This window comes from Buttiauxella gaviniae, from assembly GCF_040786275.1.
In the GTDB taxonomy this organism is placed as follows: domain Bacteria; phylum Pseudomonadota; class Gammaproteobacteria; order Enterobacterales; family Enterobacteriaceae; genus Buttiauxella; species Buttiauxella gaviniae_A.
This window is the reverse complement of the sequence record NZ_JBFMVT010000002.1, coordinates 1094278-1112554: the sequence shown is the minus strand read 5'-3', so window position 1 is coordinate 1112554 and position 18277 is coordinate 1094278. Positions and strand designations below refer to the sequence as shown.

Annotated in this window: 17 protein-coding genes; 13 read left to right on the top strand and 4 right to left on the bottom strand. The window is 52.2% G+C overall.

Going from position 1 to position 18277, the window contains the following annotated elements; genetic code table 11:
• The first annotated feature begins 47 nt into the window (after positions 1–47).
• The 10 genes from AB1E22_RS05705 (at position 48) to AB1E22_RS05660 (ending at position 12421) form a co-directional block, all read left to right on the top strand.
• Positions 48–626 (top strand): YecA family protein, encoded by a 579-nt coding sequence (locus tag AB1E22_RS05705; RefSeq protein ID WP_367594469.1) that lies wholly within the window; start codon positions 48–50, stop codon positions 624–626.
• 24 nt (positions 627–650) lie between these two features.
• Positions 651–1967, top strand: a complete 1317-nt coding sequence (gene pepP, locus AB1E22_RS05700) for a Xaa-Pro aminopeptidase (RefSeq protein ID WP_367594468.1) — start codon at positions 651–653, stop codon at positions 1965–1967.
• The gene (gene ubiH / locus AB1E22_RS05695) at positions 1964–3142 is read left to right on the top strand and encodes a 2-octaprenyl-6-methoxyphenyl hydroxylase (protein WP_367594467.1); all 1179 of its coding nucleotides are present in this window, start codon (positions 1964–1966) and stop codon (positions 3140–3142) included. Before pepP ends, ubiH begins: the two co-directional genes overlap by 4 nt.
• 23 nt (positions 3143–3165) lie before the next feature.
• Positions 3166–4368 (top strand): FAD-dependent 2-octaprenylphenol hydroxylase, encoded by a 1203-nt coding sequence (gene ubiI, locus AB1E22_RS05690; protein WP_367594466.1) that lies wholly within the window; start codon positions 3166–3168, stop codon positions 4366–4368.
• A 435-nt stretch (positions 4369–4803) separates the two neighbouring features.
• Positions 4804–5901: a glycine cleavage system aminomethyltransferase GcvT gene (gene gcvT, locus AB1E22_RS05685; RefSeq protein ID WP_367594465.1), complete on the top strand. Its 1098-nt coding sequence runs from the start codon at positions 4804–4806 to the stop codon at positions 5899–5901.
• A 23-nt stretch (positions 5902–5924) separates the two neighbouring features.
• Positions 5925–6314, top strand: coding sequence for a glycine cleavage system protein GcvH (gcvH, locus tag AB1E22_RS05680; RefSeq protein WP_367594464.1), 390 nt, complete (start codon positions 5925–5927; stop codon positions 6312–6314).
• Positions 6315–6429: 115 nt separating this feature from the next.
• Positions 6430–9303: an aminomethyl-transferring glycine dehydrogenase gene (gene gcvP, locus AB1E22_RS05675; protein ID WP_367594463.1), complete on the top strand. Its 2874-nt coding sequence runs from the start codon at positions 6430–6432 to the stop codon at positions 9301–9303.
• A 107-nt stretch (positions 9304–9410) separates the two neighbouring features.
• Entirely contained in the window at positions 9411–10154 is a 744-nt protein-coding gene (locus tag AB1E22_RS05670) for an SDR family oxidoreductase (protein ID WP_367594462.1), read from the top strand.
• Positions 10155–10237: 83 nt separating this feature from the next.
• Positions 10238–10951 carry a response regulator transcription factor gene (locus tag AB1E22_RS05665; protein WP_367594461.1) on the top strand — a complete coding sequence of 238 codons (714 nt, stop codon included), beginning with the start codon at positions 10238–10240 and terminating at the stop codon, positions 10949–10951.
• Positions 10952–10954: 3 nt separating this feature from the next.
• Positions 10955–12421, top strand: coding sequence for a sensor histidine kinase (locus AB1E22_RS05660; protein ID WP_367594460.1), 1467 nt, complete (start codon positions 10955–10957; stop codon positions 12419–12421).
• 42 nt (positions 12422–12463) lie between these two features.
• Here AB1E22_RS05660 and AB1E22_RS05655 read toward each other — a convergent pair whose 3' ends face one another.
• Together AB1E22_RS05655 and AB1E22_RS05650 are read right to left on the bottom strand one after the other, a co-directional pair.
• Positions 12464–13897 (bottom strand): 6-phospho-beta-glucosidase, encoded by a 1434-nt coding sequence (locus AB1E22_RS05655; RefSeq protein WP_367594459.1) that lies wholly within the window; start codon positions 13895–13897, stop codon positions 12464–12466.
• A 165-nt stretch (positions 13898–14062) separates the two neighbouring features.
• The gene (locus AB1E22_RS05650; RefSeq protein WP_367594458.1) at positions 14063–14791 is read right to left on the bottom strand and encodes a MurR/RpiR family transcriptional regulator; all 729 of its coding nucleotides are present in this window, start codon (positions 14789–14791) and stop codon (positions 14063–14065) included.
• Positions 14792–15074: 283 nt separating this feature from the next.
• Here AB1E22_RS05650 and trhA point away from each other — a divergent pair, with 283 nt between their 5' ends.
• Entirely contained in the window at positions 15075–15728 is a 654-nt protein-coding gene (trhA, locus tag AB1E22_RS05645) for a PAQR family membrane homeostasis protein TrhA (RefSeq protein ID WP_367594457.1), read from the top strand.
• A 42-nt stretch (positions 15729–15770) separates the two neighbouring features.
• Here the strand turns inward: trhA and ygfZ are convergent, their stop codons facing one another.
• Entirely contained in the window at positions 15771–16760 is a 990-nt protein-coding gene (ygfZ, locus tag AB1E22_RS05640) for a tRNA-modifying protein YgfZ (RefSeq protein ID WP_367594456.1), read from the bottom strand.
• A gap of 247 nt (positions 16761–17007) precedes the next feature.
• Here ygfZ and sdhE point away from each other — a divergent pair, with 247 nt between their 5' ends.
• Both sdhE and AB1E22_RS05630 read left to right on the top strand, forming a co-directional pair.
• A complete protein-coding gene (gene sdhE / locus AB1E22_RS05635; protein WP_120064912.1) occupies positions 17008–17274 on the top strand; it encodes an FAD assembly factor SdhE in 267 nt (88 codons plus the stop codon).
• Positions 17255–17677, top strand: a complete 423-nt coding sequence (locus AB1E22_RS05630) for a protein YgfX (protein ID WP_367594455.1) — start codon at positions 17255–17257, stop codon at positions 17675–17677. Before sdhE ends, AB1E22_RS05630 begins: the two co-directional genes overlap by 20 nt.
• A 7-nt stretch (positions 17678–17684) precedes the next feature.
• On the opposite strand, the gene fldB is transcribed toward AB1E22_RS05630, so the two are convergent.
• Complete coding sequence (fldB, locus tag AB1E22_RS05625; RefSeq protein WP_367594454.1) at positions 17685–18206, bottom strand: flavodoxin FldB; 522 nt, start codon at positions 18204–18206, stop codon at positions 17685–17687.
• Positions 18207–18277: the final 71 nt, after the last annotated feature.

Genomic DNA, 18277 nt, shown 5'->3' with positions numbered 1-18277 from the left:
GGTGGTAGCATAACATGAACTCTCCCTGCCAACGATGGCGAATGCGCATGTCTATACAGAACACGATGCCTGACTACGACTTAGTCGGCCAACTATTGAACCAACAGGGTGTGGGCCTGACGCCCGCAGAAATGCACGGCTTAATCAGCGGTATGCTGTGTGGTGGCAACAAAGACACCAGTTGGCAACCGTTGCTACACGACCTGACTAACGAAGGGTTGGCCTTTAGCCAAAATCTTGCGGACACGCTGCGCCAAATGCACGGTGCGACCGGTGATACCCTCGAAGACGACGGCTTTATGTTCCAGCTTTATCTGCCGGATGGCGACGATGTTTCGGTGTTTGATCGTGCCGATGCATTAGCGGGCTGGGTAAACCACTTCCTGCTTGGCCTGGGCGTAACGCAGCCGAAACTCGATAAAGTCCCGGGTGAAACCGGTGAAGCTATCGACGATTTGCGTAACATTGCGCAACTGGGCTACGACGAAGACGAAGATCAAGAAGAGCTGGAAATGTCGCTCGAAGAGATCGTCGAGTACGTGCGCGTGGCGGCGTTGCTGTGCCACGACACCTTTACGCGTCCGGTTCCGACCGCACCAGAAGTGCAGAAGCCAACACTACACTAAAAATAATAAGCCCCAGGAGGTGTGATGAATCAGCACGAATTTCTCCGGCGCCGTCAGGCGTTACTGGCCAAAATGGCTCCGGCAAGCGCCGCGCTCATCTTTGCCGCTCCCGAGGTAACACGAAGTGCAGACAGCGAATACCCGTATCGGCAGAACAGCGATTTCTGGTATTTCACCGGTTTTAACGAACCGGAAGCCGTACTGGTTCTGATTAAAAGCGACGAAACCCACAATCACAGCGTTTTGTTTAATCGCCTGCGCGATAAAACCGCTGAAATCTGGTTTGGTCGCCGTCTTGGGCAGGAAGCCGCTCCTGAAAAATTAGGCGTTGACCGAGCGCTGGCGTTCTCTGAGATCGGCCAGCAGCTTCATCAGTTACTCAATGGGCTTGATGTGGTGTACCACGCGCAGGGCGCATACGACTATGCCGATAGCATTGTTTTTGCCGCACTCGAAAAATTACGCAATGGTTCGCGCCAGAATCTAACGGCTCCATCAACACTGACCGACTGGCGTCCGTGGGTACATGAACTGCGGGTGTTTAAATCTGAAGAAGAGATAGCCGCTTTGCGTCGCGCGGGGGAAATCACGGCCCTGGCGCATACCCGAGCGATGGAAAAATGCCGCCCTGGCATGTATGAATACCAGCTAGAAGGCGAAATTCTTCATGAATTTAACCGCCACGGCGCACGCTTTCCGTCGTACAACACGATTGTGGGCAGCGGCGAAAACGGCTGCATTTTGCATTACACCGAAAACGAGAGCCAAATGCGCGACGGCGATTTGGTGTTAATCGACGCCGGTTGTGAATACAAAGGCTATGCCGGTGACATCACCCGCACCTTCCCGGTGAGCGGCAAATTTACCGCGCCGCAGCGGGCGATTTACGACATCGTGCTCGAATCACTGGAAACCGCACTTAAACTTTACCGTCCGGGAACCTCCATGCAGGCCGTGACCGGAGAAGTGGTGCGCATCATGGTGACGGGGCTGGTGAAGCTCGGCATTCTCAATGGCGAAGTGGATAAATTAATTGCTGAAAACGCCCATCGCCCGTTCTTTATGCACGGCCTAAGCCACTGGCTGGGGCTCGATGTGCATGATGTTGGCGTTTACGGCCAGGATCGTTCACGTCTGCTTGAACCTGGCATGGTTATCACCGTTGAGCCGGGTCTGTATATTTCGCCAGATGCAGATGTCCCCGCTGAGTACCGCGGCATCGGCATTCGTATCGAAGACGATATTCTCATTACCGCAGACGGCAACGAAAATCTGACCGCCAGCGTAGTGAAATCGGCAGACGACATCGAAGCCCTTATGGCGGCGGCACGTCAGTCATGAGCGTAATTATTGTCGGTGGAGGTATGGCTGGTGCAACGCTTGCGCTGGCGATATCACATTTAACGAGCGGAAAACTGCCGGTTCATTTAGTTGAAGCGGCAGCGCCGGAATCGGCGGCACACCCTGGGTTTGATGCTCGCGCCATCGCCATTGCCCAGGGAACTTGCCAGCAGCTAACTCGTATCGGCGTATGGCCTGCAATTAAAGATTGCGCGACGGCAATTACCACCGTGCATGTTAGCGATCGCGGCCATGCGGGGTTCGTTACCCTTGAGGCGCGGGATTATCAGATTCCAGCGCTGGGCCAGGTAGTCGAACTGCACGATGTCGGTCTGCGTTTATTCGCTTTGCTGCGTAAAGCGCCCGGTGTGACGTTGCATTGCCCGCAACGTGTGGCCTCGTTTACTCGTGAAATCGATAAAGTCAGCGTCCAGCTTGATAACGGTGAACATATCGAAAGCAAATTGCTGGTGGCGGCAGACGGTTCGCGTTCCCCGCTTGCGGCGAAGTCCGGAATCACCTGGCAGCAGCAGGATTACCGCCAGGTGGCGGTTATCGCCAATATCACCACTTCTGAACCGCATAGCGGACGCGCGTTTGAGCGTTTTACCGAGCATGGCCCTCTGGCGATGCTACCGATGTCTGACGGGCGCTGTTCGTTGGTGTGGTGCCAGGCGTTGGACGCGCAGGCGGAGATCGCCCAGTGGGATGACGAGCGTTTCTGCAATGAATTGCAGGATGCTTTTGGCTGGCGGCTTGGGCGCATCACCCACGCCGGTGCGCGTACGCAGTATCCTCTGGCGCTGACCACCGCTTCGCAGTCGGTTTCACATCGCGTTGCGCTGGTGGGGAACGCCGCTCAAACCCTGCATCCTATTGCCGGGCAGGGCTTTAATCTTGGTTTGCGGGATGTAATGTCGCTCGCTGAGAATTTGGCTGCTGCGCACGAAGCCTCTCAAGACGTGGGCAGTTATGGCGTGTTGGCTGAATATCAGCGGCGCCGCAGCGAAGATAAAATGGCTACCATTGGCGTGACGGACGGTTTAGTTCAACTGTTCGCTAACCGTTGGGCTCCGCTGGTAGTAGGGCGCAATTTGGGGCTGATGGCAATGGAACATTTAACTCCGGCGCGTAATGTGCTGGCAGAGCGCACGCTTGGCTGGGTTGCGCGTTAAAACAGGTTTACAGGAGAGTCATTTTGCAAAGCGTTGATGTGGCAATTGTGGGTGGTGGCATGGTTGGGCTGGCGGTCGCCTGCGGCCTGCAAGGCAGTGGTTTGCGAGTGGCGGTACTAGAGAATCATCTTCCACAACCGTTAGCCCCTGAATCTGCACCAGCATTACGCGTTTCGGCCATCAATGCCGCCAGCGAAAAACTGCTGACTCATCTTGGCGTCTGGCCGAAAATTATCGCCCAACGCGCCAGTTGCTATCACGGTATGGAAGTCTGGGATCAAGACAGCTTCGGGCATATCGTTTTCGATGATAAATCCTTTGGTTTCGGCCATCTTGGTCACATTATCGAAAACGCGGTCATTCATCATGCGCTGTGGCAGCGTGCCGAGCAGTGCAGCGACGTCACTCTGATGGCTCCCGCCGAATTGCAGCAGGTGGCATGGGGCGAAAACGAAGCCTTTATTACGCTGAAAGATGGCGCAATGCTGACCGCGCGTCTGGTGGTTGGGGCTGATGGCGCAAATTCCTGGCTGCGTAATCAGGCCGACATTCCACTGACGTTCTGGGATTATCGCCATCATGCGCTGGTTGCTACTATTCGTACCGCTGAACCACACGAAGCAGTTGCCCGCCAGGTCTTCCATGGCGACGGCATTCTGGCTTTCCTGCCGTTAAGCGACCCACATTTGTGTTCCATCGTCTGGTCATTGCCACCGCTGGAGGCTGAGCGTTTGCAGCAGGCAGGCGTTGAGGAATTTAACCAGGCGCTCTCCGTGGCATTCGATATGCGTTTGGGCTTGTGCAGTGTTGAAAGTGAACGCCAGGTTTTCCCGCTCACAGGCCGTTATGCGCGTAATTTTGCCGGGCATCGTCTAGCGCTAGTGGGGGACGCTGCGCACACCATTCACCCGTTAGCCGGGCAGGGCGTGAACCTGGGCTTTATGGATGCGGCCGAACTGATCGATGAAGTGCGCCGTTTGCATCGCCAGGGTAAAGATATCGGGCAGCATCTCTATCTGCGCCGCTACGAACGTAGCCGCAAACACAGTGCCGCCCTGATGCTTGCCAGTATGCAGGGCTTCCGAGACCTGTTTGCCGGAAGTCATCCGGCGAAGAAACTGCTGCGTGATATCGGCCTGAAATTAGCAGACACCCTTCCGGGCGTGAAACAACAATTAGTTCGCCAGGCGATGGGTCTACAAGATTTACCGCACTGGCTGCGTTAAATTTATTCTGAGAACCGCGTCACATTTCCCTTTCCGCTTATTGGAAAGGGAAATACCCTCCTCATTTGAAAAATTCTAATCTCACCTCTTATTTCGGATTACTTTTTCTCATCCCACGTTTTTCGTGATGTAGTGAATTTGTTTCTGGAATGGTTATAAATGTTAGCTAACGCCAAATTCTCGCCAAAACACTTCTTGTTTATGCGTAGTGTCTCGCATTTTTCCAGTCGAATACTCTGCAAGCTGCACCTCTGATTTTGGTCATAAGCTAATGCAATGACCGTTTGTACCTTATGGTTTACTCCCTCATTCAGTGGTAAGTTCAGGCAAAAGGTAACGTTTGCGTCACTATCCGGATCGGTAGTGATGCTGGGTTTCGTCTGACGAAAAGAAAAGCGAACAGCGCTTTTCAACCAGATGGTTAAAGAGGAAAAAATGACTCAAAAGACCCCTTTGTTTGAACAGCACAATCTCTGCGGCGCGCGTATGGTGGATTTCCATGGCTGGATGATGCCATTGCACTATGGCTCGCAGATTGATGAACACCATGCGGTGCGCAACGATGCCGGAATGTTTGATGTCTCCCACATGACCATCGTTGATTTGAAAGGCAGCCGCACCCGCGAATTCCTGCGTTACCTCGTCGCCAACGACGTTGCCAAACTGACCCAGCCGGGCAAAGCCCTCTACACCGCAATGCTCAACGCTTCCGGCGGTGTTATCGATGACCTGATTATCTATTTCCAGACGGAAGACTATTTTCGCCTGGTGGTGAACTCCGCAACACGTGAAAACGATCTGGCGTGGATTAATCAACACGCAGAACCGTTCTCCGTTTCCGTTACCGTGCGCGATGACCTGTCGCTGATTGCCGTTCAGGGGCCAAACGCGCAGGCAAAAGCCGCGCAGTTGTTTACTGAAGAGCAACGCAATGCCGTTGCTGGCATGAAGCCATTCTTTGGTGTTCAGGCCGGTGACCTGTTTATTGCGACGACCGGCTATACCGGCGAAGCGGGTTATGAAATTGCGATGCCCAATGAAAAAGCGGCCGAGTTTTGGGCACAACTGGTAGAGATTGGCGTGAAACCTTGCGGCCTCGGCGCACGCGACACGCTTCGTCTGGAATCCGGTATGAACCTTTACAGCCAGGAAATGGACGAGAGCGTCTCTCCTCTGGCGGCGAACATGGGCTGGACTATCGCATGGCAGCCTGAAGATCGTGATTTTATTGGCCGCGAAGCGCTGGAACTCCAGCGTGAAAGAGGAACTGACCAGCTCGTTGGCTTGATCATGACCGAAAAAGGCGTATTACGTAATGAGCTGCCTGTCCGTTTTACAGATGAATCCGGTAACGTCCAGGAAGGGGTAATTACCAGCGGAACCTTCTCGCCTACGCTCGGTTACAGCATTGCTCTGGCACGTGTTCCTGCGGGTATTGGCGAAACCGCTATCGTTCAAATCCGTAACCGAGAAATGCCGGTAAAAGTGACTAAACCAATTTTTGTTCGCGGCGGTAAAGCTGTCGCGCAGTGAATTTCGAAATCAGGAGAAAAACAATGAGCAATGTGCCGAACGAATTGAAATACAGCAAAGAGCATGAGTGGCTGCGTAAAGAAGCGGATGGGACTTACACCGTCGGTATCACCGAGCATGCCCAAGAGTTGCTGGGCGATATGGTGTTTGTTGATCTGCCAGAAGTGGGTTCAACCGTGAGCACCGGTGATGATTGCGCCGTAGCCGAATCGGTAAAAGCGGCCTCCGATATTTACGCCCCCATCAGCGGCGAAATCATCGAAGTTAACACTGAACTCAGCGACTCGCCGGAGCTGATTAACAGCGAGCCTTATGCAGCCGGTTGGATCTTTAAGATCAAAGCCAGCGATGAGTCCGAGCTGGACGGTTTGCTGGATGCCACCGCGTATGCAGCCCTGTTGGAAGACGAGTAATCCTTATTATTCCCCCTCTCCTGAGAGAGGGGGAAAAACATCTCAGAATTTGTAGGGTGGATAAGCTTTGCGCCATCCACCGCTAAAGTCCCGCATGTTTCAGGAATCACCGCTCATGACCCAGTCTTTACGTCAGCTTGAAAATCACGAAGCGTTTATCGACCGTCACATTGGACCAAACGCGCAACAGCAACACGAAATGCTGGAGACGGTAGGTGCTCGTTCTTTAAACGAGCTGATTGCGTCAATCGTTCCAGCTGATATCCAGCTCGCCGAGCCACCACAGGTGGGTGAGGCTGCTACAGAATTCGCGGCCCTGGCTGAATTAAAGACGATTGCCAGCCGTAACAAGCGTTTTAAAACGTATATCGGTATGGGTTACACCGCGGTGCAAACCCCGCCGGTGATCCTGCGTAACATGCTGGAAAACCCAGGCTGGTATACCGCCTACACCCCGTATCAACCAGAAGTTTCACAGGGCCGTCTCGAAGCGCTGCTTAACTTCCAGCAAGTAACGCTGGATTTGACCGGGCTGGACATCGCCTCTGCTTCTTTGCTCGACGAAGCGACCGCAGCGGCTGAAGCCATGGCGATGGCAAAACGCGTCAGCAAACTGAAAAACGCTAACCGTTTCTTTGTTGCCGCAGACGTTCACCCGCAAACGCTGGACGTTGTGCGTACCCGCGCTGAAACCTTTGGCTTTGACGTGATTGTCGATGATGCGGCGAAAGTGCTGGATCATCAGGATGTGTTTGGTGTGCTGCTCCAACAAGTGGGCACCACGGGCGAAGTGCATGATTACAGCGCCCTGATTAGCGAGCTGAAACAACGTAAAGTCATCGTGAGTGTTGCCGCTGACTTTATGACGCTGGTTCTGCTGACGGCTCCGGGCAAACAGGGTGCAGACATCGTGTTTGGTTCCGCACAACGCTTCGGTGTGCCAATGGGCTACGGTGGCCCACATGCCGCTTTCTTTGCCGCCCGCGACGAATTCAAACGCTCTATGCCTGGCCGTATTATCGGCGTATCCCGCGATGCCGCAGGCCGCACAGCACTGCGCATGGCAATGCAAACTCGCGAGCAACATATCCGCCGTGAAAAAGCGAACTCTAACATTTGTACTTCTCAGGTTTTGCTGGCAAACATTGCAAGCCTGTACGCGGTATTCCACGGCCCGGCAGGACTGAAACGCATTGCAGGGCGTATTCACCGCCTGACCGATATTCTGGCGGCTGGCCTGCAGCAAAAAGGTCTGGTACTGCGCCACAAACATTGGTTCGACACACTCTGTGTTGAAGTGACGGATAAAGCCGCCGTTCTGGCTCGCGCCGAAGCCAATGAAATCAACCTACGCAGCGACATTCTGAATGCGGTGGGTATCACGCTTGATGAAGCGACCACGCGTGAAGATGTGCAGGCGCTGTTCGGTGTGCTGCTGGGCGAAAACCACGGCCTGGATATCGATAAATTAGATCAAAACGTGGCGGGCGACAGCCTGTCGATCCCGGCAGAAATGCTGCGTGAAGACGCGATCCTGACCCATCCGGTATTTAATCGCTACCACAGCGAAACCGAAATGATGCGTTATATGCACTCGCTCGAGCGTAAAGATCTGGCGCTTAATCAGGCGATGATCCCGCTGGGTTCCTGCACCATGAAGCTAAATGCGGCCGCTGAAATGATCCCCATCACCTGGCCTGAATTCGCAGAACTGCACCCGTTCTGCCCGGCAAACCAGGCGGAAGGTTATCACCAGATGATCGCCCAGCTTTCAGACTGGCTGGTAAAACTGACCGGTTACGACGCGCTTTGTATGCAGCCGAACTCCGGCGCACAGGGTGAATATGCGGGCCTGCTGGCAATTCGCCGCTACCACGAAAGCCGCAATGAAGGCAGCCGTAATCTTTGCCTGATCCCAAGCTCTGCGCACGGCACCAACCCGGCATCCGCGCAAATGGCGGGCATGGAAGTTGTGGTTGTTGCGTGCGATAAACAAGGCAACATCGATCTTCACGATCTGCGTGTTAAGGCTGAGCAAGCGGGAGATGCGCTGTCTTGCATCATGGTGACGTACCCGTCTACACATGGCGTGTACGAAGAGACGATCCGCGAAGTGTGCCAGATTGTTCACCAGTTCGGCGGCCAGGTCTATCTGGATGGCGCAAACATGAATGCCCAGGTGGGGATCACTTCCCCAGGCTACATCGGCGCAGATGTTTCGCACCTTAACCTGCACAAAACTTTCTGCATTCCACACGGCGGTGGCGGCCCGGGTATGGGGCCAATCGGCGTGAAAGCGCACCTGGCTCCGTTCGTACCAGGCCACAGCGTGGTGCAAATTGAAGAGATGTTGACTCAGCAGGGGGCGGTTTCTGCGGCTCCGTTTGGCAGCGCATCTATCCTGCCAATTAGCTGGATGTACATCCGCATGATGGGTGCGCAGGGTCTTAAGAAAGCAAGCCAGGTCGCAATCCTGAATGCTAACTATATTGCGACTCGCCTGAAGTCTGCTTTCCCGATTCTTTATACCGGGCGCAGCGGTCACGTGGCGCATGAATGTATTCTCGACATTCGCCCACTGAAGGAAGAGACGGGCATCAGCGAGCTGGATATTGCTAAGCGACTGATTGATTTCGGCTTCCATGCGCCAACCATGTCATTCCCGGTTGCGGGTACGCTAATGGTTGAGCCAACTGAATCCGAGAGCAAACTGGAACTGGATCGCTTTATCGATGCGATGCTGACAATCCGTACTGAAATCGACCGCGTATCTCGTGGTGAATGGCCGCTGGAAGATAACCCGCTGGTTAACGCCCCGCATACTCAGGATGAGATTGTGGCTGACTGGGCACATCCGTACACCCGCGAGCTGGCGGTATTCCCGGCAGGCCATGGCAATAAATACTGGCCGACGGTGAAGCGCCTGGATGATGTGTTCGGTGACCGTAATTTGTTCTGCTCTTGTGTGCCGATGAGCGAATACCAGTAAGTTCTGAAACTACCCTCCCCTGACAAGGGGAGGGAGTAGTTTTAGCTCCTCCCCCTGGCAAGGGGGAGGCTGGGTGGGGGTCTGTTGGGGGCATAAAGGAGGTCGAAATGAGCGTAGCACTCGTAACCGGCGGCAGCCGCGGTATCGGTAAAGCGACATCGCTACTGTTGGCGCAGTCTGGCTACAAAGTCGTCGTAAACTATCAACGCAACAAGCAGGCTGCGGATGAAGTGATTAACACTATTCGCGAGGCTGGCGGTGAGGCTATTGCCATCAAAGCCGACATTGCGGATGAATTACACGTCATGGCGATGTTTATCGAAATCGACAATGCTTTCGGCCCCGTGACCGCCCTGGTCAACAACGCGGGGATCCTGTTTCAACAATCCACCATCGAAGAACTTTCTGCGGAACGAATTAATCGCGTGCTGGCGACTAACGTTACCGGCTATTTCCTTTGCTGCCGCGAGGCGGTCAAACGCATGGCCATTCGTCATGGTGGAAAAGGTGGAGCGATTGTTAACGTTTCATCGGCAGCGTCGCGCTTAGGGGCTCCTGGTGAATATGTCGATTATGCGGCTTCAAAAGGCGCTGTGGATACGCTGACCACCGGGCTTTCTGTGGAAGTGGCGGCGCAAGGTATTCGCGTCAACGGTGTGCGTCCAGGTTTTATCTATACCGAAATGCATGCGTCTGGCGGGGAAGCGGGGCGAGTCGATCGGGTCAAAGATCTCTTACCCATGAAGCGTGGCGGCCAGCCAGAAGAAGTCGCGCAGGCGATTGCCTGGCTGCTGAGCGATCAGGCCTCTTACGTCACGGGTAGTTTCCTCGATCTGGCTGGCGGGAAATAGCACCAATCTTCAACAAAATGTGACAACTTCCCGGACGCTTGTTGTGTAGACTTTCATTACGACATAAATGTGGGAGCGTGCGAGTGAATCCGTCAAAAAAGCTGCTAATCGTTGAAGACGATGAAAACATTGCCGAGCTTTTGCAGTTACATCTGCAAAAAGAGGGCTATGAAATTGTCCATGCGGCGGACGGTTCCCTGGGGCTGGAATTGCTCAAACAGGGCGGTTGGGATGCGTTAATTCTAGATCTCATGCTGCCAGGAGTTGATGGGCTGGAGATTTGCCGCCATGCCCGGACGATGACGCGTTACACGCCGATCGTGATGATCAGTGCGCGATCCAGCGAAACGCATCGCGTTTTAGGCCTGGAGCTGGGAGCAGATGATTACCTGGCAAAACCGTTCTCAATGCTGGAACTGGTCGCTCGCGTTAAAGCGCTGTTTCGTCGCCAGGAAGCGATGAGCCAAAACCTGAGGCAGGACGCAGGCACGCTCACTTTTGCAAGGCTGAGTATCGACCCCCTCTCCCGCGATGTGCGTCTGAGAGAACAGCCTGTAGAGCTGACGCCGCGTGAATTTGATCTGCTATGGTTTTTTGCAAAACATCCTGGCAAAGTTTTCTCTCGTCTTAACCTCCTCAACCAAGTTTGGGGCTATCAGCACGAAGGCTACGAACACACGGTTAACACGCACATCAACCGGCTACGCATCAAGATTGAAGATAACCCCGCCGAACCCGAATTTATTTTAACGGTATGGGGTAAAGGCTATAAATTCACCGCATCTTCACGCGAGTAAATCATGCGAAAACTCACCCTTTCCCAGCGCCTGACTCTGGTTTTTGCGCTGCTGCTTATCGCTTCCTGCTCATTGTTGGGCTGGCTGCAAATTCGTACCAGCACGCAGTATAGCCAGGCGGTGATCCAACAACTTTCAGCCGATCTTGCGCAGCACATCAACCAGAGCTACCCGCTGCTTGGGCAGGATGGGCTCAATAAAGATTCAGTGCGCACGCTGTTCGATCATCTTATGGCCGTGAATCCAAGCGTTGAAGTTTATCTCCTGGATAATCAGGGAAATATCGTTGGAGATGGCGCACCTGCCGGGCATATCAAGCGCCAGCGTGTTGACTTGCAGCCCGTTCAGACTGCCCTGAACAACCATCAATATCCGGTTTATGGCGACGATCCGCGCAGTCTGGATGGTAAAAAAGTGTTTAGCGTCGCCCCTATGCGTCAGGACGGGCAAATTAAAGGCTATCTTTACGTCATCCTGCTTGGTGAAAAATACACGGCGTTAAATAGCGATGCGCAATTCAACGCGTTATTAAAAATCGTTCTGCTTTCAATCAGTTTAGTCGCCCTGTTGGGTCTGATCGTGGGTGGGCTGGCGTTTCGTTGGATCACTCGACCGCTGCGTTCGCTCTCACGCCAGGTAAATGCCGTGGAAACGGGAGGAATGGCGGAAATACAGGCGGTGGCGGCGCTACCTCTGGAAAGCGTGCATCATAAAGATGAAATAAGTCTGCTGCGCCAGGGCGTTGTCATGATGGCGCGGCGGATTGCCGAACAGTGGCACAGGCTTTCGCAACAAGACCAGCTCCGCCGCGAGTTTATTGCCAATATCTCCCATGATTTACGCACGCCGTTGACCTCACTGCATGGCTATCTGGAAAGTCTGTCGGTGATGTCATCGACACTGTCTGACTCAGATAAAAAACGCTATCTGGATATCGCGTTAGCGCAAAGCCAGAAAGTGCGTACGCTTGCCCAGTCGCTGTTTGAATTAGCGCGTCTGGAATATGGCGTGGTGAAACCACAAAAAGAGCATTTCTCCCTGAGCGAACTTTTGCAGGATGTGTTCCAGAAATTCGAGCTGGCCGCACAGACCCGTCAGCAACAAATGCTGGTGGACATTGAGCCTGGTCTGCCGATGATTGATGCGGATGTTGGTATGATCGAACGTGTTCTCACCAATCTTCTTGATAATGCCATTCGCCATGCCCCGGAAAAAGGGATCATCTCGGTGCGCCTGTGGGCGGAAGGCGAAAAAGTGCTGGTGCAGGTCAGCGATAACGGGCCGGGAGTGGCGCAGGAATTAAAAGAGGGGCTATTTGTTCGCCCGTCCATTGCCAGCCAGTCACAGCTGAGGGGCGGAGGGCTAGGATTGATGATTGTGCGCCAGATGCTCCAGCTCCACGGCAGCGATATTACGCTTGTGGAAAGACCTGAAACCGGAGCCTGTTTCCGATTTGGTTTACCGATCTAAATGAAAAAGCCCCGCGAACGGGGCTAACATAAGCTCTGGCAATTAAAGATTTTCGCCGTTGCTGGCAATCACTTCTTTGTACCAGTTAAAACTTTTCTTGCGTGAACGAGACATATCCCCGGTGCCGTCGTCGTGCTTGTTTACATAGATAAAGCCGTAGCGCTTGCTGTACTGACCCGTGGTGAACGAAACGCAGTCGATACAGCCCCAAGGGGTGTAACCCATCAAATCTACGCCATCGTAAGTGACCGCTTTCACCATCTCGGAAACGTGCGCTTTCAGATAGTCGATGCGGTAGTCGTCATTGATTGAGCCGTCCTCTTCTACTTTGTCGTAGGCACCAAAACCGTTTTCGACGATAAATAGTGGTTTCTGGTAGCGTTCGTAGAGTTCGCACAACGCGTAGCGCAGGCCAACCGGGTCAATCTGCCAACCCCAGTCGGAGGCTTTTACGTGTGGGTTTGGCACGCTACCCTGGAAGCCGGATAACGCATCACCGCTGCCACCGTCGGCTTTCACCGCGTTTGTCATGTAGTAACTAAAGCCGAGGTAATCGCACACGCCTTCACGCAGAATTTGCTCGTCACCGGCTTCCATTTTGATGTTGAACTCGCGGCGTTCCCACTCGTTCAGTACATAAGATGGGTAGTAGCCGCGCAGTTGCACATCGGTAAAGACATAGCGTTCACGCATGGATTCCTGAGCGTACATCTGGTCTTCTGGTTTACAGGAGAACGGATAGAGCGGCACCATCGCTAACATACAGCCGATTTTCGTTTCAGGATTGATGCGATGGCCAATTTTCACCGCCATGGCGCTGGCCACAAACTGGTGATGCAGAACCTGGTACATCACTTCTTCAGGGTTGTCATGTTCGGTGTAAACCACCCCAGAGCAACAGTAGCCAAACAGCGGTGCACGCCAGTTACGCTGGTTGTTGATCTCGTTAAAAGTCATCCAGTATTTCACTTTGCTCTTGTAGCGCTCAAACACCACTTCAGCAAAACGAACAAAGAAATCGACCACTTTACGGTTGGTCCAGCCACCGTATTCGGTGACCAGGTAATGCGGCATCTCAAAGTGGGAGAGGGTGATAACCGGCTCGATGTTGTACTTCAATAGCTCATCGAACATGTCGTCGTAGAACTTCAGGCCTTCTTCGTTCGGCTGCTGCTCGTCACCTTTCGGGAAAATGCGCGTCCAGGCGATAGAGGTGCGGAAGCATTTGAAGCCCATTTCGGCTAACAGCGCGATGTCTTCTTTGTAATGACCGTGGAAGTCGATGGCTTCGTGGTTAGGATAATATTTGCCAGGCACGACTTCCTGAGTGATTTCGCGAGGTACACCGTGGGCACCACCGGTGAGCACATCACAAATACTTGGGCCTTTACCTTCTTTGTTCCAGCCGCCTTCAACCTGGTGCGCAGCAACGGCGCCGCCCCATAAAAAGTCTTTTGGTAAGGTCAGTTTTTTCATATTTTTTAATCTCACTGTTAGCGCCATTATTAATGTGCGGTAAGTCACACAATAGCGTTGCGGTAATAAGCTCTGATGGGGAGTCTAACAAATGAGATTTAATTGTCACGATATAACAAATCACGGTTAATGTGATTTGTTACACGTAAAAAACAGGCTGTTTTTTTATGCCATTTTCTTAGCCAATTTACGGCCGATGGTCTCTAAAATATAAATGACAGGAATTTGTGTCGTGATGTCATACACCCCGGCAACGCGCGTCAGAGGAATATGCCAGGAGATGTTAAAGTCGGCAAGCTTCGCCAGAGCTGAGTTTTCATGGCTGGTGATGGAGAGCACTTTGCAGTTGTGCAGGCTGAACTGGCTGGCGAAACGCAAAATCTCTTCGGTTTCACCGGATACCGAAAGTACAATTGCCAGCGCGTTTTTTGCCATATCATTAGTGACAGGGAAATAGGGGTCATCAATATGATTGCTAAATTTCCCGACGTTAGAAAAGAAACGTGCCCCATATTTTGCTAATGCACCTGATGTCCCTGCGCCGACAAATATAATACGTTCGGAGGAGCAAATAATATCAACGGCCTGATCGATTAAATTATCGAACTCTTCATTATTAGTACTTTTAAAAAAGCTGATAATTTCACACGGGCCAAAATTAACTAACTGCTCATCATTTTGTTCAAGATATAATTTAAAACGAACGCGAAATTCAGAATACCCTTCACAATTCAGCTTGCGGCAAAAGCGCAGCACGGTAGTCGTAGAAACCCCCGCCGCATCGGCTAATTCGCGGATAGTCATGTACATCACTTTGTCGCGGTTCTTAATGACAAAGTTGTAGACCATCATTTCCAGTCCGTTGAGATTAGCAATTGCCGCATGAGTGAACATGGTAGGTTTTCCTGAATGTTCCGATTGGGAAGGGGCTTATCGTAACCCACTCTTTTATTACGCTGAATATAAATGACCAACGACATGTTGCCATAATTCGGGCCAGCTTTCGCCCACCCATGCATTGTGGTTCAGAACTTGTTGGATATTCATGTATAAATTGTAGGGTTATGGTTATTACATGTTATGGATTTATTTTGGCGTACATGTGTTAGCTGGAATCATTCTCAGTTATGCTAGATGGGATGCATTTTCTATCTTTTGTCTCACCGGGAGTAGCCTTATGGCTGACAAACCATTGGTAACGAAAGGATATTCACTGGCGGAGGAGATCGCCAACAGTATTAGCCACGGTATTGGGCTAGTGTTTGGGATTGTCGGGCTGGTTTTGCTACTGATACAGGCGGTTGATAGCAACGCGAGCGTAACGGCGATAACCAGCTACAGCTTGTACGGTGGCAGCATGATTTTGCTGTTTCTTGCCTCAACGCTGTATCACGCCATTCCCCATCAACGCGCCAAACGATGGCTGAAGAAATTTGACCACTGCGCAATTTACCTTTTGATAGCGGGTACTTACACACCATTTTTACTTGTTGGGCTGGACTCGCCTTTTGCCCACATCATGATGGTGGTGATATGGGGCCTGGCACTGCTGGGGATTCTGTTCAAACTGACGATTGCACATCGCTTTAAAGTGCTCTCGCTTGTGACTTATCTGCTGATGGGCTGGCTGTCTCTGGCTGTGGTCTATCAACTGGCAATGAAGTTAGACGCTGGCAGTATTACGTTATTAGCCGTCGGCGGCGTGATTTATTCATTGGGGGTAATTTTCTACGTCTGCAAGCGTATCCCCTATAATCATGCAATCTGGCACGGTTTTGTACTCGGCGGCAGCGTGTGCCACTTCCTCGCGATCTATCTTTATATTCATTAATGCCTGTCGCCCCCGCATTCGGGAGCGACGTTTAAGTATTTGTTATTGTTCGTCTTCCAGGGAGTAAGGTAGACGCTCAATAACCAGCTCGCTGCCGTTATCGTCGCGCACACGCAATACGCTGTCGGCTTCCAGATCGTTGTTCATAACAACCTGAACCAATACACGGCCATCATCAAGCTGGCTGGCAGCCAACACGGTGCCGGTACGACGCCAGTTATCACCCATTTTCAGTTCTAAATCTTCGCCTGCTTCAGGTAAGCGGCTGGCTTTGCCTGCGAGGAACCACAGCGCACGCTTATTCGCGCCACGAAACTTCGCACGTGCCACCATTTCCTGGCCGGTGTAGCAGCCTTTTTTGAAGCTGATACCGCCAAGCGCCTGAAGATTGGTCGCCTGCGGAATAAACTGCGCGCTGTTCACCGGTTCGATGACCGGGATACCGGCTTCAATCTCCAGCGCCAGCCATTGTTGGCTATCATTACGTTGGGCTTCGCCCTGCAATTTTTCAGCTAATGCCTGTGCGGTAGATTCATCAGTAACCAACATGAAACGCTCGGCTGGAAGGTTAAACCACAGCAGCGTAGTGCCACCTTCTTGTACGACAGGATTTTCTGCATCAGGCAGTGTGGTGAACACATTGGCGAGTGCTGCGCGAGCCTGGAAACCGGCGAGTCCCAGAAGCACGCTTTCATCGTCAGCGACAATAGTGACTTTGGAAAACACCGCATATTTTTTCAATTCAACAAGCTGCGCATCACGCAGATTACGGCGTTCAATGATGGAAAAACCTTCGCCGCGACGGAACAGGCGCAGGTTGCTCCACATTTTCCCTTTCGCGTCACAGTGCGCGCAAAGGGTGTGCTGGTTAGCCGCCAGCTGTGCAACATCAGCCGTGACCTGGCCTTGCAAATAAGTTTCTGCATCGTTGCCCGTCACGTTCGCCAGTGCCCAATCGTCAAGCGTCATGAGTGTTAGCGGCAGGCGGGCTGCGGCTGTAGGCTGACGTGGAGGAAATGGAGTGAAAGCCATAGTTATGTCCCAGGTTGTTGAGCAGATGTATTGGCTCAATGGTAAAAGAGCCATTAACCAATGCAAGCAGTTTGATAAGGCGAATCGTGCGCTTACGAGATTTCTCGCAAGCTTAATGCAACAGCAACGCATTGCATAAATTTCTCACGATAACGCGCGCAAACGGTAACATTCGTATAATGCGTGCAGAGAAAACACGTTACACTAAGATTTGTACCTTCTTTGTCAGATAACCAGGAAAGAGCACATGGATATCAATAACAAAGCCCGAATTCATTGGGCGTGCCGCCGAGGAATGCGCGAGCTGGATATTTCTATTATGCCGTTCTTCGAATATGAATATGACTCGTTAAGCCCTGAGGATAAACAGTTGTTTGTCCGTTTACTGGAAAGTGATGATCCTGACCTGTTCAATTGGTTAATGAATCATGGCAAACCGGCAGATACAGAGCTGCAACGGATGGTGACACTGATTCAGACACGGAATAAAGAACGTGGTCCTGTGGCAATCTGATCTCCGCGTCTCCTGGCGGGCGCAATGGCTCTCACTATTGGTTCATGGTCTTATTGCACTGTTTGTGCTTCTGATGCCGTGGCCGATGAGCTATACGCTAATCTGGATGCTGCTGCTTTCACTGGTTGTTTTTGACAGTGTGCGCAGTCAGCGTCGCATTCACGCCTGCCAGGGTGAAATGAAAATCCTGACCGATTATCACCTACGCTGGCAAAATCAGGAGTGGGAAATCGTGGGAACGCCGTGGGTATTACGCAGTGGCATGATGCTGCGTTTACGCCGTATAGGTCGTAAACGCTGCCAGCATTTATGGTTATCTGCTGACAGCATGGATACCGGCGAATGGCGAGATTTACGCCGCCTGATGCTGCAACAACAGGCGAGCGGGAGCGGCGAAGTTTAAGCCTGAATCAGGCAAACTTCTCGGCCATTTCTGCAAGAATTTGCTCGCACCAGTTTTGGATTCGCTCATCGCTTAAATCGTACTGATTGGTTTCATCAAGCGCTAAGCCTACGAACAACTGCCCGTCGGCAATGACTGGTTTTGGGCTAGTAAATTCATAGCCTTCGGTTGGCCAATAGCCAATAAACTGAGCGCCTCGTGGGGCAAGTTTATCGTGCAGCATACCCAGTGCATCAAGGAACCATTCACCGTAGCCGAGCTGATCGCCCATGCCATAAAGCGCAACGGGTTTACCTTCAAGATTCAGCGTATCCAACTGATCCCAGATGGCTTCCCAGTCTTCCTGTATTTCGCCGAAATCCCAGGTAGGGATGCCGAGAATCAACACATCGTACTGTTCCATCATGGCAGGTGAATCATCTTTCAGATTGTGCAGCGTCACCAGTTCAGGGCCAATGATGTCACGAATTTTTTCGGCAGCCATTTCGGTGTAACAAGTGCTGGAGCCATAAAAAAGGCCAATGTTCATCGCGTTAACAACTCTTTTAAAAACGTGCAGGATGGCAAGTGTATCAGATCCCATTGTGCATCATGCATAAT

Excerpts from the sequence above, each read along its gene's own strand:
- pepP (WP_367594468.1), top strand. The coding sequence starts at position 651 with ATGAATCAGCACGAATTTCTCCGGCGCCGTCAGGCGTTACTGGCCAAA.
- AB1E22_RS05655 (WP_367594459.1), bottom strand. The coding sequence starts at position 13,897 with ATGAAAAAACTGACCTTACCAAAAGACTTTTTATGGGGCGGCGCCGTT.
- fldB (WP_367594454.1), bottom strand. The coding sequence starts at position 18,206 with ATGAACATTGGCCTTTTTTATGGCTCCAGCACTTGTTACACCGAAATG.
- trhA (WP_367594457.1), top strand. The coding sequence starts at position 15,075 with ATGGCTGACAAACCATTGGTAACGAAAGGATATTCACTGGCGGAGGAG.
- AB1E22_RS05660 (WP_367594460.1), top strand. The coding sequence starts at position 10,955 with ATGCGAAAACTCACCCTTTCCCAGCGCCTGACTCTGGTTTTTGCGCTG.
- AB1E22_RS05670 (WP_367594462.1), top strand. The coding sequence starts at position 9,411 with ATGAGCGTAGCACTCGTAACCGGCGGCAGCCGCGGTATCGGTAAAGCG.
- AB1E22_RS05650 (WP_367594458.1), bottom strand. The coding sequence starts at position 14,791 with ATGTTCACTCATGCGGCAATTGCTAATCTCAACGGACTGGAAATGATG.
- ubiH (WP_367594467.1), top strand. The coding sequence starts at position 1,964 with ATGAGCGTAATTATTGTCGGTGGAGGTATGGCTGGTGCAACGCTTGCG.
- sdhE (WP_120064912.1), top strand. The coding sequence starts at position 17,008 with ATGGATATCAATAACAAAGCCCGAATTCATTGGGCGTGCCGCCGAGGA.
- gcvT (WP_367594465.1), top strand. The coding sequence starts at position 4,804 with ATGACTCAAAAGACCCCTTTGTTTGAACAGCACAATCTCTGCGGCGCG.
- ygfZ (WP_367594456.1), bottom strand. The coding sequence starts at position 16,760 with ATGGCTTTCACTCCATTTCCTCCACGTCAGCCTACAGCCGCAGCCCGC.
- gcvH (WP_367594464.1), top strand. The coding sequence starts at position 5,925 with ATGAGCAATGTGCCGAACGAATTGAAATACAGCAAAGAGCATGAGTGG.
- gcvP (WP_367594463.1), top strand. The coding sequence starts at position 6,430 with ATGACCCAGTCTTTACGTCAGCTTGAAAATCACGAAGCGTTTATCGAC.
- AB1E22_RS05705 (WP_367594469.1), top strand. The coding sequence starts at position 48 with ATGTCTATACAGAACACGATGCCTGACTACGACTTAGTCGGCCAACTA.